Origin of the sequence: Gymnodinialimonas sp. 202GB13-11 (assembly GCF_040932485.1) — a bacterium.
GTDB classification, from domain to species: domain Bacteria; phylum Pseudomonadota; class Alphaproteobacteria; order Rhodobacterales; family Rhodobacteraceae; genus Gymnodinialimonas; species Gymnodinialimonas hymeniacidonis.
On the sequence record NZ_JBFRBH010000001.1, the window covers coordinates 3211670 to 3226098 of the forward strand.

General features: G+C 60.3%; 17 protein-coding genes. 10 read left to right on the top strand and 7 right to left on the bottom strand.

Translation table 11 applies throughout. From position 1 onward, the window contains the following. Nucleotides 1–46 precede the first annotated feature (46 nt). Nucleotides 47–886: an LOG family protein gene (locus V8J81_RS16430; RefSeq protein WP_368476829.1), complete on the top strand. Its 840-nt coding sequence runs from the start codon at nucleotides 47–49 to the stop codon at nucleotides 884–886. 13 nt (nucleotides 887–899) lie between these two features. Here V8J81_RS16430 and V8J81_RS16435 read toward each other — a convergent pair whose 3' ends face one another. The 6 genes from V8J81_RS16435 to V8J81_RS16460 form a co-directional block, all read right to left on the bottom strand. Next, complete coding sequence (locus V8J81_RS16435) at nucleotides 900–1499, bottom strand: outer membrane protein (protein ID WP_368476830.1); 600 nt, start codon at nucleotides 1497–1499, stop codon at nucleotides 900–902. A gap of 160 nt (nucleotides 1500–1659) precedes the next feature. Beyond that, nucleotides 1660–2274 (bottom strand): outer membrane protein, encoded by a 615-nt coding sequence (locus V8J81_RS16440; protein ID WP_368476831.1) that lies wholly within the window; start codon nucleotides 2272–2274, stop codon nucleotides 1660–1662. A gap of 93 nt (nucleotides 2275–2367) precedes the next feature. Next, nucleotides 2368–2985, bottom strand: coding sequence for an outer membrane protein (locus V8J81_RS16445; protein ID WP_368476832.1), 618 nt, complete (start codon nucleotides 2983–2985; stop codon nucleotides 2368–2370). Nucleotides 2986–3133: 148 nt separating this feature from the next. Then, the gene (gene mepA / locus V8J81_RS16450; protein ID WP_368476833.1) at nucleotides 3134–4042 is read right to left on the bottom strand and encodes a penicillin-insensitive murein endopeptidase; all 909 of its coding nucleotides are present in this window, start codon (nucleotides 4040–4042) and stop codon (nucleotides 3134–3136) included. After that, complete coding sequence (locus V8J81_RS16455) at nucleotides 4039–5418, bottom strand: MFS transporter (RefSeq protein WP_368476834.1); 1380 nt, start codon at nucleotides 5416–5418, stop codon at nucleotides 4039–4041. The genes mepA and V8J81_RS16455 overlap by 4 nt, the downstream gene beginning before the upstream one ends. A gap of 51 nt (nucleotides 5419–5469) precedes the next feature. Next, nucleotides 5470–6000: an acyl-CoA thioesterase gene (locus V8J81_RS16460; RefSeq protein ID WP_368476835.1), complete on the bottom strand. Its 531-nt coding sequence runs from the start codon at nucleotides 5998–6000 to the stop codon at nucleotides 5470–5472. Nucleotides 6001–6148: 148 nt separating this feature from the next. Here V8J81_RS16460 and V8J81_RS16465 point away from each other — a divergent pair, with 148 nt between their 5' ends. Continuing rightward, complete coding sequence (locus V8J81_RS16465) at nucleotides 6149–6436, top strand: YggT family protein (protein WP_368476836.1); 288 nt, start codon at nucleotides 6149–6151, stop codon at nucleotides 6434–6436. A 2-nt stretch (nucleotides 6437–6438) separates the two neighbouring features. On the opposite strand, the gene msrA is transcribed toward V8J81_RS16465, so the two are convergent. Beyond that, nucleotides 6439–7116: a peptide-methionine (S)-S-oxide reductase MsrA gene (gene msrA / locus V8J81_RS16470; protein WP_368476837.1), complete on the bottom strand. Its 678-nt coding sequence runs from the start codon at nucleotides 7114–7116 to the stop codon at nucleotides 6439–6441. A gap of 148 nt (nucleotides 7117–7264) precedes the next feature. Between msrA and V8J81_RS16475 the strand changes: the two genes are divergently transcribed. From V8J81_RS16475 to V8J81_RS16510, 8 genes are all read left to right on the top strand, one after another. Then, complete coding sequence (locus V8J81_RS16475) at nucleotides 7265–7960, top strand: sulfotransferase-like domain-containing protein (RefSeq protein WP_368476838.1); 696 nt, start codon at nucleotides 7265–7267, stop codon at nucleotides 7958–7960. Further along, a complete protein-coding gene (locus V8J81_RS16480) occupies nucleotides 7957–8187 on the top strand; it encodes a hypothetical protein (RefSeq protein WP_368476839.1) in 231 nt (76 codons plus the stop codon). Before V8J81_RS16475 ends, V8J81_RS16480 begins: the two co-directional genes overlap by 4 nt. Before the next feature lie 46 nt (nucleotides 8188–8233). After that, nucleotides 8234–10018 carry an adenine deaminase gene (ade, locus tag V8J81_RS16485; RefSeq protein ID WP_368476840.1) on the top strand — a complete coding sequence of 595 codons (1785 nt, stop codon included), beginning with the start codon at nucleotides 8234–8236 and terminating at the stop codon, nucleotides 10016–10018. Beyond that, nucleotides 10015–10803, top strand: a complete 789-nt coding sequence (locus tag V8J81_RS16490; RefSeq protein ID WP_368476841.1) for a hypothetical protein — start codon at nucleotides 10015–10017, stop codon at nucleotides 10801–10803. Before ade ends, V8J81_RS16490 begins: the two co-directional genes overlap by 4 nt. Continuing rightward, nucleotides 10800–12281, top strand: a complete 1482-nt coding sequence (locus V8J81_RS16495) for an AMP nucleosidase (RefSeq protein WP_368476842.1) — start codon at nucleotides 10800–10802, stop codon at nucleotides 12279–12281. The genes V8J81_RS16490 and V8J81_RS16495 overlap by 4 nt, the downstream gene beginning before the upstream one ends. Nucleotides 12282–12417: 136 nt before the next feature. Then, nucleotides 12418–12708, top strand: a complete 291-nt coding sequence (locus tag V8J81_RS16500; protein ID WP_368476843.1) for an HU family DNA-binding protein — start codon at nucleotides 12418–12420, stop codon at nucleotides 12706–12708. Nucleotides 12709–12783: 75 nt separating this feature from the next. Then, entirely contained in the window at nucleotides 12784–13653 is an 870-nt protein-coding gene (locus V8J81_RS16505) for a DMT family transporter (RefSeq protein WP_368476844.1), read from the top strand. A gap of 57 nt (nucleotides 13654–13710) precedes the next feature. Further along, nucleotides 13711–14424 (top strand): cytochrome c biogenesis CcdA family protein, encoded by a 714-nt coding sequence (locus V8J81_RS16510; RefSeq protein WP_368476845.1) that lies wholly within the window; start codon nucleotides 13711–13713, stop codon nucleotides 14422–14424. Nucleotides 14425–14429: the final 5 nt, after the last annotated feature.

Sequence of the window (14429 nt, forward strand, 5' to 3'; positions counted from 1 at the left end):
GTAAGGGTATAGGCGGTCTTCAAACCTGCAACTACGGGAATCCGTAATGAAAGACGACCGCAAGCCATTCCGCGACGCCCATCAGGACATCGCCTACGCGCAATCGCTGCCCGACACACCGCAGGCGCAATCGCCCGCTTATCGTCTGGCATTTGCCGATGATGATTTCCTGTGCCGGGATGAGCTTCGCCCCGTCCGGTTGCAGCTAGAGCTGTTGAAGCCTGAATTGGGCCTTGATGAGCATGGGATCAACTCCACCATCGTTCTATTCGGCGGCGCGCGCATCCCGCGCCCCGAAGACCGGGATGAGGCGCGCAGCGACACACTGCGCGACATGTCGAAATACTACGAAGAGGCGCGTGAATTTGCGCGCCGGATCACGGAGCGTTCGGTCGAGTCGGGCTGTTCCGAGAATGTCGTTGTCACCGGCGGCGGCCCCGGCGTGATGGAGGCGGGCAATCGCGGTGCGCAGGATGCGGGCGGCTGTTCCATCGGGCTGAACATCGTGCTCCCGCATGAGCAGGAACCGAACCACTACATCACGCCTGAGCTGTGCTTCAACTTCCACTACTTCGCGATCCGCAAGATGCACTTCCTGATGCGCGCCAAGGCCATTGCGGTCTTCCCCGGCGGCTTCGGCACGATGGATGAGACGTTCGAAGCGCTCACCCTGATCCAGACCGGCCGGATGGAGCAGGTGCCTGTCCTGCTGTTTGGCGAGGATTTCTGGCGCGAGATCGTGAATTGGGACGCACTGGTGCGCGCCGGTACGATCTCAGCCGACGACCTGAACCTGTTCCGCTTTGTCGAGACGGCTCAGGACGCGCTGGATGTCATCGACAATTGGACGCTTTCGGGCAAACGGGGTGAGATCCCCGGGCGCTAAGCCCCGGCCACGCTCAATACCGAAAGGCGATGTTGACGCCAACGGTTGTCAGCTCCAAACCCAGCGTGTCTGAGCCGCTGAAATCGTCAAAGCTGTGCCGGATCACTTCCGCGCCCACGCTTGCATGTTCTCCTACACGGACGTTGACCCCCAAACCGGCAAACGTCCCGAGGGAGCGATTGTCGCCGTTCGCCGTGTCTTGAAACGAAAAGAGGCCGAGACCGGCCGTGGCATAGGGCATGATGCGACCAGCATCATAACCAACCTGCCCGCCAAACCGGGTGATAGTCGTGTAGCTGTCAATTGCGCCGGGGATCCCAAAGATCGAGACATTGCTGTCCACATCACCGCCGAGGAATTCAACTTCGCCGCCGTAAACCAACGCTCCGGACTGACGCAGGTAGCCAACGAATATGCCAGTGTTGAAGCCTTCGATCTCACCCTCAACAAAGGGCAAATCGCTGAACGTCAGACTATTGCCTGCATAGAGGTCTGCCTGAAAGCCGACGTAGACGCCGCCCCAATCGCCAGGCGATTCAAAACTCGATTGCGCCGATGCGGGGATCGCAAAAAGGGAAATAGCCGCGACAAGCGGCAGAAGCGTGCGGTTCATTTCGAACTCCATGATTTTTGACTGCTCGACCTTTTCGGCCTTTTGCGGAATTCTAGCGGATTACGGCGCGGTCACACATTTAGTTTTTGTGATGATTCAAGGTGTTGCCAATTGAGCATAACCTTAGCCCGGCGAGATGCCGGGGCATCAAGCGAGCGCCCTAAAACCGAAATGCAACGTTAAGACCAACGGTCCCAAATTCGAGATCCCCGGTGCCACCAAAGCCATCAAACTGGTGGTGCAGGACCTCAACGCCAAGGGTAACTTGCTCGGACACCAGAAGGTCGACACCCCCGCCCCAGAAATAGCCGTCGCCATCCAACGTGGCGCCGCCACTTTCCCATTCGATCCACGCGGCCCCCGCCGTTCCGTAGATCAAGACCTGTCCAAGATCCGCACCAACTTCGCCCCCAAACCGCAAAAGCGTTGTGTTGACGTCATTGTCGGCGATGGGAAAGTTGCCGCCAACACCAGCCGCGCTGAGGGTGCCAAACATGACATCGGCCTCAACCCCCAGAACAAGGGTTCCGAAATCGTGGCGGTACCCGACGAAGCCACCGAACAAATTGCCCTCGATATCTGCCAACGGCGCGCCGCCGTCCGACAAAAGGCCGTCGAACAGCATATCCACCTGCCCACCGGCGTAGAAACCGGTCCAATCCGGTTCACTTGGGGCGATCAGGACCGGGGCGGGGGCAGGTTGCGGTGCAACGCCACCGGCCCAGGCTGTGCCTGCTGAAAGGCCCAAAACCACGACGGCTACGATTGAGCGCATAAAGATCTCCTCAAAATGAATTGCGAGACTTAATCTGTTGGCACACGGGCAGAGCCAACGCCCTGCCCGCCGGAGACGCCCGGAAACGGGGCGTTAAAAGGTGAAGGCGACGTTGACGCCGAACGTCGTCATGTCGAATTCGAGGGCGGTTCCGAAATCGCTGAACGAATGCTGCAATAGCTCTGCGCCGACAGTCACATTCTCCGCGACGCGGTAATCGACCCCAGCCCCGAAGAAATAGCCATTGCTTTCGTTATCCGGCGTTGCCCCGAACGCGAAGTTGATATGCGCAAAGCCCGCCGTACCGTAGATCAACGCAGGCCCCGCGTCATAGCCGACCTCGCCGCCGACCCGGACAAGGGTCACGTCAGCATCAGGCGCGACGAGGAAGATGTTGGGGGCTATGTTGGTCGCCTCAAGCGTGCCGACCATGTAGTCGATCTCGCCACCCACAACGATATCTCCAAAATCGTACCGGTACCCGGCAAAGACGCCAGCCAGATGCCCTTCGAGGTCGTAAAGGTCCAACGCGCCGACCGAGATGTCCGTCGACGCGACGAAATCGACCTGACCCCCGATGTAGAATTCGGTCCAGTCCTCATCCGGGACCGGCACGATCACGGGCGGCGGGGCAGGTTGTGGCGCGACGCCACCGGCAAAGGCCGGGGACGAAAGGATGAGGGTCGTAATGCAAAGAGATGAGCGAAGCATGAATAACTCCAAGGATAGATGAATATCCTGAAATCATCTCACAATAGGCCGGATTCTCCATGCCTTTTGATCGCTGGTTTGTCAGCAGGTTAGGGGGCGGCGCGCGCTGGCATGCTTGCGCCAAGGCCGTACGCGCGCCCTGACGGACTCAGTTCAAATCGCTGAGCAGTCCCACGCATTGGTTCGGCACTTCGCCCAAAGCCACGCGCATGCCGCGTGGTGGGCGGTCAGGTGGCGGGTCCGTGTTTGGCGGGCCGGGCGGCGGCGGGTTCAGGATACGCGCGGCACGGTCATAGGCCTCCTGGCAGCCATCACCTTGTGGCAGCGGCTGGTTCTGACAATTCCGATCCCCATCGGGGCACTGAAGCCGAACGTGGAAATGGTAATGGTGCCCATTGGCGGGGCGAATATGGCTCAGCCAGGAGCGGTCCCCGGTGACGTTCTCGCACAACCAGACCTTCACACCCGTCGTGACGAAAATGCGCGCAACACGCGGGTCGGTCGCCGCAAGGCGCAGAACCTCAGCATGATCCGCCGTCCAGTTGCCATTCACCGACGCGCCGCGTTGCGCACGCACGGAGATGGAGGACAGGTTCTCACGCTCTTCTTCCGTTAGGTTCAGGCGGTCGGGCGGCAGCATCCAGATGTCAACGTCAATGCCTGATTGGTGGCTCTGGTGCCCGGTCAGCATCGGCCCGCCGCGCGGCTGTGCCATGTCGCCGACATAAAGCCCCGGCCAAGAGGTGTTCGCCGCGACATTGGCCGACAGCGTCTGCACGTAATCGATCAGCTCGGTATGGCCCCAGTTCCGGTTCCGGCTCAGCCGCATGGCCTGCCATGTTGGCCCAGTCTCAGCCAGCTCCACACCGCCCGCTAGACAGCCGTTTGAGTAAAACCCAATCGCCTCACTTGATCCGCCGGACCCGCTGGTCTCAGCCCCGAAATACTGCCGCGCTTCCTGGCCTGAAATCGTTGGATCAAGCTCAATGGCGGGTCCACCACCCCCGGCCCCGCAAGCCGCCAGCACCATCAATGCGAATGGAAATAACCTTTTCATAATGCCCCCTCACCCTCGTAATTGCGGCCTTTCGGGTCCACCCAGAATAGCAGGACCAGGCCGATCAAGAATAGAACAACCAATGGCACAACGCCAATTTGCTGCGAACCACTGATCTGGGTCATGAACCCGATGGACAGCGGCGCGATGAACGATGTGGCCTTCCCGGCTAGCGCGTAAAGGCCAAATGCCTCGGTCATGCGGTCAGGGTAAGCCTGCCGCACCAGCATCGTGCGTGAGGCCGATTGCAGCATGCCACCGCACGCGCCAATAAACGCACCCAGAATGTAGAACCCGATATCCGGCGCGCGTGACCCCTCTTCCACCGGAATGCCAAACACGGAGTCGCGGCTGACGAAGACAACCGCCAATGCCACCAGTGTCAGGACAATCACGTTCAGTACAATCACAGGCTTCGGCCCAAGCGCCCCGTCCATCTTGCCACCAAGCCAAGCGAACAGCGCCCCCGTCAGGATCGCGAGGATGCCGAAGATGCCCACATCCACAATGCTCCACCCAAGCACACCGGAGGCATAGATGCCGCCGAACACATACATCCCGTTCAGCGCATCGCGGTAGAACATGGACGAGGCGAGGTAGAACATCAGCGGGCGTTCCGACGGCAACCGCTTGAGCGACACCATCAACGACGGCCAGGCCCCGCGCAGGGCCTGCCCCATCGGGATTGCGCCTTGCAGCTTTTCATCCCGCACCCATAGGAAGAAGGGGATCATACCGAGTGCAAACCAGATCGCTGTCAGCGGCCCAACGGCGCGCGTGCCCTCCCGCTCAGCCGCATCTAGGCCAAGGATCGGGTCAATGCCCAGCAGCGTTTTCCCTGTCTCCGCATTCTCGGCAAACAGCAGCAGCATGATCACCAGCGCGATCAGCCCGCCCACGTAACCCCATGCAAAGCCCGTACCCGATATGCGCCCGATCTCTTCCCGATTGCCCAGCGAGGGCAGCATCGCGTTGGTGAAGATCGTGGCGAACTCCATCCCGATCAGGCCGATGGCGAACAGCATCAGGGTCAAGATCAGGTTGAAATCCCCCGGCGCGGCCCACCAAAGACCGAATGCGCCCACCACGTACATGACCGAGAAGATGTAGATGAATGGCATCCGCCGCCCTGAAAGGTCGGCCATCGCGCCCAAGAACGGGGCGGAAATCGCAATCAGAAAGCCCGCCGTGCCAACGCCAAAGCCCCACGCAGACTGCGCCTGAGTGCCATCGCCCAACAGCTCGTTGATATAGGGGCCGAAGACAAACGTCAGCAGAAGCGTGTTGTACGGCTGGCTCGCCCAATCGAAGGCCCACCACCCCCAGATACGTTTGCGGAGGGTTGGATTGGTCTCAGAAGGTGTCGCGCTTTCCATGCCCGCAACCATCTTGCGGCGGGCTGAGTTTGTCCACGACTTTGACGGCGTTCAGAATTCCGGCGGCCAGGGGCGTGTCGCATCGGCCTCAGCCCAGGCCTGTGCATAGGCCGGCAATACGCGGCTGCCATCGCTTACGCCCATCGCGTTTGCCACATCCTCGACCGGGGCCAACCGCCCCTTTTGTGTCACACCGGTGCGCAGCAAAGCGTGATTGCAACAGGTATTCCCGCGCCACATCGCTTGCTCAAGATAGAAGAACCGATTGTCCCACCCCAGAAACCGCGTCCGCAGCTCAAACCGTTGGAATGTCGTGATCCGAGACCGGTAGCGCACGGTCGATCCCGCCACGACCAGACCCCATTTCTCACGCTGCAACACATCCCAAAGCCCGATCCGCATGGCTAGCGCGAACCGGCCCAGATCATAAAGCGTCAGGATGCGCCCGTTGTTCATCTCAAGGAACCCGTCGATGTCGACGGGCCAGCACGTCATGGGCAGGACATGGTTGTCATACATCCCCAAAGGCGCCTTGCGGCGTTCCTTCAGGACAAGGTGGGCGAAGCGTGCGTAAGGATACATGCCGCCCAACTTGCGCCGCTTGACGTGAAGGGCAACCGCGCCGTCGCGTCAAATGCGCGTCGATTCCTGTAAATCCACGCCGATTGCTTGCGAGACAGGCTTTCCTTGCCTATTTCCCCTGCATCACTCACCGGATCGGACGCCAAACATGACCTCAATCCTTCAGATCCTGATGCTGCTCCTGAGCGTCGCGAAGTTCATCGTGATCGCGCACATCATCATGTCCTGGCTGATCAATTTCGGCGTTCTGAACATGGCGCAGCCCATCGTTGCGCAGATCTGGGACGGCCTGAACCGCCTGCTGCAGCCGATCTACGACCCGATCCGTCGCCTGCTGCCAAACATGGGCGGTCTGGATCTTGCGCCCTTGGTGGTGATCCTCGGCATTCTGGCGCTAGAGATCGTGATCCGGAACAACGCCTATCTGCTGATCTGATCCTACAGGTGATCGGCGGCAAAGGCCGCCTCTTGGCCCCAGATCTCCAGCACTCGCTGATCGCGGCCACATGCATTGCGGTAAAGCTCATAGGCTACCGATTTCCGACGCGGGCCGAACCGGGTCAGGATGATCTCGTCCGAGCGGTAATAATCCTGATGGTAATCGTCCGCCGGGTAGAAGGGCGCAGCGTCGCGGATCGGGGTGACAATACTCTCACCCAGCACGCCTTCAGCCTCTAGGATGGCACCACGGGCAATCTCCCGCTCTGCCTCATCGTTCACGAAAATCGCGGTCGTGTAGCTTTCGCCCCGGTCACAGAACTGGCCACCGGCGTCGAGCGGGTCGATGGACCGCAGGAACAGGCGCAGCAGACCAGCATAGGGCAGCACTTCGGCGTCGTAAGTGATTTCGACCACTTCCAGATGGCCGGTGCCGCCCCGCACCACATCGCGGTAGTCGGGGTTGGGGACGGAGCCGCCGGCAAAGCCTGACACAACCTCGATCACGCCCTGCACCCGCTCAAAATCGCTCTCGACGCACCAAAAACAGCCACCAGCCACGACCGCCGTGCGGATGTCTTGCGCCTGCGCCTTGCCATGGCTCAGCACTGCGCCGGTCAGGATGGCGATGCCAAGAAGAAGGGTCTTGAGGTTCTCTCGGATCGGGAAGCGGGACATGGGGCAGGTCCTTTTGTTGCCGTCGTGCGTAGCGAAGCGCGACCCGTCAGCCATTGCAAGACACGCCCGCTTGATGTCACGAAAGGGTGAAAGTTGCACGACAGTTGTAACTACAGAAAAACTACAGGTTCACTACGGGATCTTGCACATGAAAATCGCGATGTGGTCGGGGCCTCGAAACCTGTCGACCGCCATGATGTACGCCTTCGGAAACCGCGCCGATTGCGAGGCCGTGGATGAGCCGTTCTATGCGGCTTACCTCGCCGAGAGCGGTGCAGATCACCCAATGCGAGAGGCCTGTATTGCCGCGCAACCAACAGACCCGGAAGCGGTGGTTGCAGGCCTGAAACCTCAGAGCAAGCCGGTCCATTACCTCAAGATGATGACCCACCACATGCTACCCGATTTCCCTCTGGATTGGGCCAAGGATTGCGTCAACGTCCACCTCATCCGCCACCCCGCCCGCGTGATCGCGAGCTATACGAACAAGCGCGACAGCGTCACGATGGAAGACATCGGATATGCCGAGGTCGCGCGCATTCACGCCGCCCTGCCCGGCCCCGTGATCGACAGCGCCGATGTGCGCGAGGATCCAGAAGGGATGCTGAAGCTTCTCTGCAAAACCATAGGCTTGGGCTTTGACCCAGCGATGCTTTCGTGGCCTCAGGGGCCGAAAGAGTTCGACGGCGCATGGGCACCTCATTGGTACGACGCCGTGCACAGATCCACCGGATTTGCCCCGGCGGAAGGGGAGTTGCCGGAGATCACGGAAGATCATGGCCCGCTGCTTGAAGCCGCCATGCCGATCTACGAGGCTCTGCGCGCCAAAAGGCTTCGGACATGACCTTGTTTGACGTCGCCATTGGCTTCACGCTTGTAGGCTGCGCGTTGCTTGTGACGTGGGCCTACACACTGACGCAACGTGGTCGGACTTTTGGTCGGGATATCATGGAGGTCAAGAAGCGAACCGGCATCTGGATTACCCCTTCGCTCGTGGTTCGTCATTGGCCCGCTTTTGCGCTGATTATAGGCTCCGTCCTTGGTATCGGAGCCATCGCCGCAAGTCTGTAAACCAATCGTCCCTTGCAGCGCCCCGCGCCCTTTGCAAAATTGGCCCATGGAACCCGCACCCTTCCCCACATGGCCCGACGTCGCCGCCGATCTTGTCGCCACGGCCGCCGGTCGCGCGCCCGCCGATCTTGTCCTGACCAATGCCCGTGTTGTTCTGGTACAGACACGCGAGGTAATGGACGGCTGCCACGTGGCCGTAAAACAAGGCCGTTTCGCCTATGTCGGGCCGGATGCCACCCATTGCATCTGGCCGGGAACTGAGGTTCAGGACCTCAGCGGAAAATACCTGATCCCGGGCCTTTGTGATGGTCACATGCACATTGAGTCCGGGATGCTGACGCCCGCCGAATTCGCCCGCGCCGTGATCCCCCACGGCACGACCAGCATGTTCACCGATCCGCACGAGATCGCCAACGTCTTCGGCCTGCGCGGTGTCCGGCTGATGCATGACGAGGCGCTGATGCAGCCGGTCAATATCTGGACGCAGATGCCCTCCTGCGCGCCGTCCGCGCCTGGGCTGGAGACGACCGGCTATGAGATCGGGCCAGAGGACGTGGCCGAAGCGATGGCATGGCCTGGAATCATCGGTCTGGGCGAGATGATGAACTTCCCTGGCGTGGTAAACGGGTCGCAGCAGATGCTGGCCGAAATCGCCGAGACCCAGAAGGCGGGCAAAACGGTGGGCGGCCATTATGCTTCCCCCGATCTGGGGCCAGCGTTTCATGCCTATGCCGCCGGTGGCCCTGCGGACGACCACGAGGGAACCTGCGAGGACGACGCCGTCGCGCGAATGCGGCAGGGGATGCGCTCGATGATCCGCCTGGGCAGCGCTTGGTATGATATCGAAAGCCAGATCACTGCGATCACCGAGCGGGGTCTGGACCCGCGAAACATGATCATCTGCACCGACGACTGCTTCGCCAAAACGTTGGTCGAGGATGGCCACATGAACCGCGCCGTGCGCCACGCGATTGAATGCGGATGCGACCCACTGATCGCGCTGCAGATGGCAACGATCAACACCGCCACCCACTTCGGTCTGGAACGCGAGATTGGCCAGATCGCCCCGGGGCGGCGCGCGGATATGATCGTGACGTCTGATCTGAAAACCCTGCCGATTGAGGTGGTCTACGGGCGCGGCGTGAAGGTGGCTGAAAACGGCGCCGTTCTAGCGGACTGCACACATCTGGACTGGCCGGAAGATACCCGTGCTTCGGTCAATCTTGGTAAGACGCTGACTGCACCGGATTTCGAGATCCGCTCTGCCGCGGCAACCGTCACTGCAAATGTAATCGGCGTCGTTGAAAATCAGGCCCCGACCAAGGCATTGGTAATGGATCTCCCCGTTCGGGGCGGCGTGGTCGAGCCCGATGGCATCGCACAAATCGCGCTGGTGGAGCGGCATCGCGGCACCGGCGGTGTGACGAATGGTTTTGTCAGTGGCTTCGGATACGGGCCTGGGATGGCGATGGCCTCCACCGTGGCCCATGACAGCCACCATATGATTGTGGTGGGCACCGACCGCGCGATGATGGCGGCGGCCGCGAACCGGTTGGCCGAAGTCGGCGGCGGAGTCACGCTGTGGAAAGATGGAGAAGAACAGGCGCTGGTGGAGTTGCCAATTGCCGGCCTGATGTCGGACGCGCCGGCCATCGAGGTTGCCGAGAAAGTAACGCACCTTGTCGAGGCGATGGAGGCCGCCGGCTGCACGCTCAACAACGCCTATATGCAGCACTCGCTGTTGGCATTGGTGGTCATTCCGGAATTGCGGATCAGCGACCTTGGGCTGGTCGACGTGCGCACCTTTGAACTGACCAAGGTGATCCAGTGAGCTTCTCGGATACATTCAAGGCGCAACTGCCAAATGGCATGTCTTTACCAGACGCCTTTGCCGACACATTCGACTGGTTGGAGGCTCAGGGATGGGCGGGACAACTGACCTATCACCCTGATCCTGAAAGCTTCGCACGGAACTATCTGTCGATCTATCCGCCAAAGAAGATGGAACATCCAAATGCCAGCTTTGTTCTGTTTTCCTTCGAGGCCGGTCCACCGCTGGCGCAACCGCCAAAGGACGTGAAGGATCGATTTGTGAAGCTTGCGACCATCGCTGGCGACGGTGGCATTTTAGCTCTTTGGTTGGATGAAAAGGACGCGCAACATTTCGTCGTCTTTAACCATGGCATTCCGCATGTCCTGACCCAGGATCCGTTGGTCGCCTTGCAATTTCTGGCGATCGGCTACCCCGAACCTGCGGCAGCGAACCCAAATCTGACCGCGGAAGAGCAAGCATTACAGGACGGCGGTGATCCGCCTCTATTGCCTGAGGCCTTTCGATCCTTTTTGGAAGAGCGCTTCGACGTTGTGATCCCCGCACGTGCAAGTGATCTGGGAATCGTCGTTCCGGCGGACGACGCATCCGATCCGGTTCGCGACTATCTGGACCGTTTCATGCCGGAAGATTCAAGTGCCGCCGCACCCCATATTGAATTCAGCATGCTTGGCCTGGTGCCGGACCAACCCTTTGCTATCACGCCCGAGTTGCGCTCGGTTCTGTCTGATGCGCAGTTCGATGCAATCCGACAGGCCTTTCCCTATATCTCCGAGGAAGAATGACCCAAACCAATCCCAAAGTCCGCTCCCCCAATCAGGGAGAGCCGCGCAGCTTCACCGATGCCGAGGCGGCCGTCGCGTATTTGCAGAAATTGTACACGGAAGCCGCGGAGTTTCTGTGCGATCGCTTCTCGTCCACACTGACCGAGGGCGCGCCGGAGGCCACACGGTACCGGGCCTTCTACCCTGAGGTCCGTATCCGCACGACCAGTTTCGCCGGTGTCGATAGCCGGTTGAGCTTTGGCCACGTATCGGAGCCCGGCATTTATGCAGCCACGATCTCACGTCCGGATCTGTTCGAGAACTACCTGATCCAGCAGATTGGCCTTCTCCTGAAGAACCACGGTGTGCCCGTCAGTGTTGGTCCGTCGATGACACCGATGCCAGTGCATTTTGCGGTCGCCAACGACAGCGCCATCAGCGTCCCGCAGGAAGGTGCCGGTGAATTCACACTGCGTGACGTGTTCGACGTGCCTGATCTGGCGACCACGAACGACGATATCGTCAACGGTACGGGCTTTACTTACGAGGATGGTGCGCATCCCTTGGGGCCGTTCACGGCGCAACGCGTCGACTATTCGCTCGCGCGCCTTTCGCACTACACGGCCACGGACCCAAGCCATTTCCAGAACCATGTTCTGTTCACCAACTACCAGTTCTACGTGGATGAGTTCGAGGCCTATGCCCGCGCACGGTTGGCGAACCCCAATAGCGGCTACACAAGTTTCGTCGCCACCGGAAATGTGGAGATCACGGACGCAGAAACCCCTATCGCGCAGCCCGCAAAGATGCCGCAAATGCCGACCTATCACCTGAAACGTGCTGATGGCGGCGGGATCACGCTGGTCAATATCGGGGTGGGGCCATCCAACGCAAAAACGGCCACCGACCATATTGCAGTTTTGCGGCCCCATGCCTGGCTGATGGTGGGCCATTGCGCGGGCCTTCGGAATTCGCAGCAGCTTGGCGATTTCGTCTTGGCACATGCCTATCTGCGAGAGGACAAGGTCCTTGACGATGACCTCCCGGTTTGGGTGCCGGTGCCTGCGCTGGCTGAATTGCAGGTGGCGTTGGAAACGGCCGTGGCAAATGTGACGGAGCTTGAGGGCTTTGACCTCAAGCGGATCATGCGAACCGGCACGGTTGCCAGCTTCGACAATCGCAATTGGGAGCTTCGGGACCAAACCGGACCGGTGCAGCGCCTAAGCCAATCGCGGGCCGTCGCGCTCGACATGGAAAGTGCGACTATCGCAGCCAATGGGTTCCGCTTCCGTGTGCCTTATGGGACGTTGCTGTGCGTGTCGGACAAGCCGCTCCATGGTGAATTGAAGCTGCCCGGCATGGCCTCTGACTTCTACAAGACGCAGGTTGCGCGGCACCTGCTGATCGGAATTTGCGCCATGGAACACTTGCGAGAGATGCCTTTGGAGCGCCTTCACAGCCGGAAATTGCGGTCATTCCAGGAGACTGCATTCCTTTAACAGGACAAAAATCGCCGATTCCCCATATTTTTCTGCCTAAAACCCACACGAGGCGTTGTGTGGGCCCACAATATTCGGTTAGCTTCGCCGCAACCGGCCCTAGGGCTCGGGGGATAGAATGCAGGAGAATAATACCATGGCAACCAAACCCATGACCAAGACCCAACTCGTCGCCGCTCTGGCCGAAGAGATGGGCGCAGACAAAAAAGCTGCTGGTGCAGCGCTGGACGCAGTGACCGCAGTTGTCACCAAGGAAGTTTCTAACGGCGGCGCCGTGACCCTTCCCGGCATCGGCAAGGTCTATTGCCGCGAGCGTCCTGAGCGCATGGTTCGCAACCCCGCCACGGGCGAGCAGATCAAGAAAGAAGCCGACAAGCAGGTCAAGATGACCATTGCCAAGGCACTTAAGGATTCCGTGAACGGCTAATTGCTGTCCACATGAAGACGTGAAAGGGTCGCGCCTGAGAAGGGCGCGGCCCTTTTGCTTTGACGGGGGCAGGATATGGACGTGCGCGCGGTTCTGATGGGGCTGACCTTTGCCCTGATCTGGTCATCCGCGTTTTCCTCGGCCCGGATCATCGTCGAGGCGGCACCACCCCTGTTTTCCCTTTCGGCGCGCTTTGCGATTTCTGGCCTGATCGGCGTGGGCATTGCCTGGGCATTGGGGCAAGGGTTCAACCTAACGCGCAGCCAATGGCGGGCGGTTCTGATCTTCGGCATCTGCCAGAACGCGATCTATCTGGGCCTAAACTTCGTTGCGATGCAGACGATTGAGGCTTCCCTTGCCGCGATTATTGCATCGACCATGCCATTGCTGGTGGCGCTGGCGAACTGGACCATCTTCAAGGAACGCCTGCCCGTGATGGGCATTTTCGGAATGGTCGCGGGCTTCGCAGGCGTTGCGCTGATCATGGCGCAGCGGTTCGAAGGCGGCGCTGACCCGTTCGCGATTGGCTTATGTATGATCGCAGCCGTGGCGCTGGCGGCCGCCACTTTGACCGTCAAGAGCGCCTCAAGCGACGGCGGCAATCTGTTGATGATCGTGGGCTTGCAGATGCTGGTGGGCTCCATCGCGTTGCTGTTCCCCGCGCTCGCGCTGGAGGAATTGGTCGTCGAATGGACCACGCCGTTCATCCTCGCTTTCATCTACACCACGTTGATGCCGGGCCTAGCGGCAACCTTCATCTGGTTCCTTCTGGTGGGCCGTATCGGGCCGACGCGGGCCGCGACCTATCACTTCCTGAACCCGGTGTTCGGGGTCGCGATTGCCTACGTGCTACTGTCTGAACAGCTCAGCTGGATCGACGCGGTCGGCGTGGCGATTATTGCAGGCGGTATCCTCGCGGTGCAGCGGGCGCGCATCGCAACCTGAGCGTGTCTCACGAACGTTTCATGTGACAGCCACGCCCTGCTGCGGCATGACGCCTTCATGGAATTCATCCTCGCATATGGCGCGGGCCTTTTGACGCTGATCAACCCGTGCGTTTTGCCGGTCTTGCCGATCGTGCTTGCAGGCTCCCTGCAATCCAGCCGTTATGGCCCGCTGGCTTTGGCCGGTGGCATGGGACTTGCCTTTGTCACCCTTGGCTTCGGGATCATCGCGGCGGGGCATCTGGTGGGCTTGCGTGAGGAAACCGTCAGCACAGCTGGCGCGATCCTGATGATGGTCTTCGGTGCCGTGCTGATGGTGCCACAACTCTCCGCCCGATTTGCGACCGCCACGGGCGGCTTTGCGGAACGCGCCGATGACGGAATGCGCAACATGTCGACCGATGGCTGGCAGGGGCAATTCCTGGGCGGCCTGCTTCTGGGCGCGGTCTGGAGCCCATGCGTCGGCCCCGTCCTTGGCTCAGCCATTTCATTGGCCTCCCAAGGCGAAGAGCTTTTGCGCGCCTTCTTCATCATGGTGTCTTTTGCCCTCGGGATCGGCACCGTGATCCTCGCGCTCGGCTATGGTGCGCGGGCCGCGCTGCAAAAGCGCATGGGGACGCTACGCAAGTTCGCTCAATCCTCTCGCCCGATCCTGGGCGCTGTGTTTTTCCTTGTCGGTCTTGCGATCTATATGCGTTGGCATCTGATGGCTGAAATCTGGCTGCTGGATCGTATGCCGATCTGGCTGCAGGACCTGTCCGTTTCCCTCTGACCCTT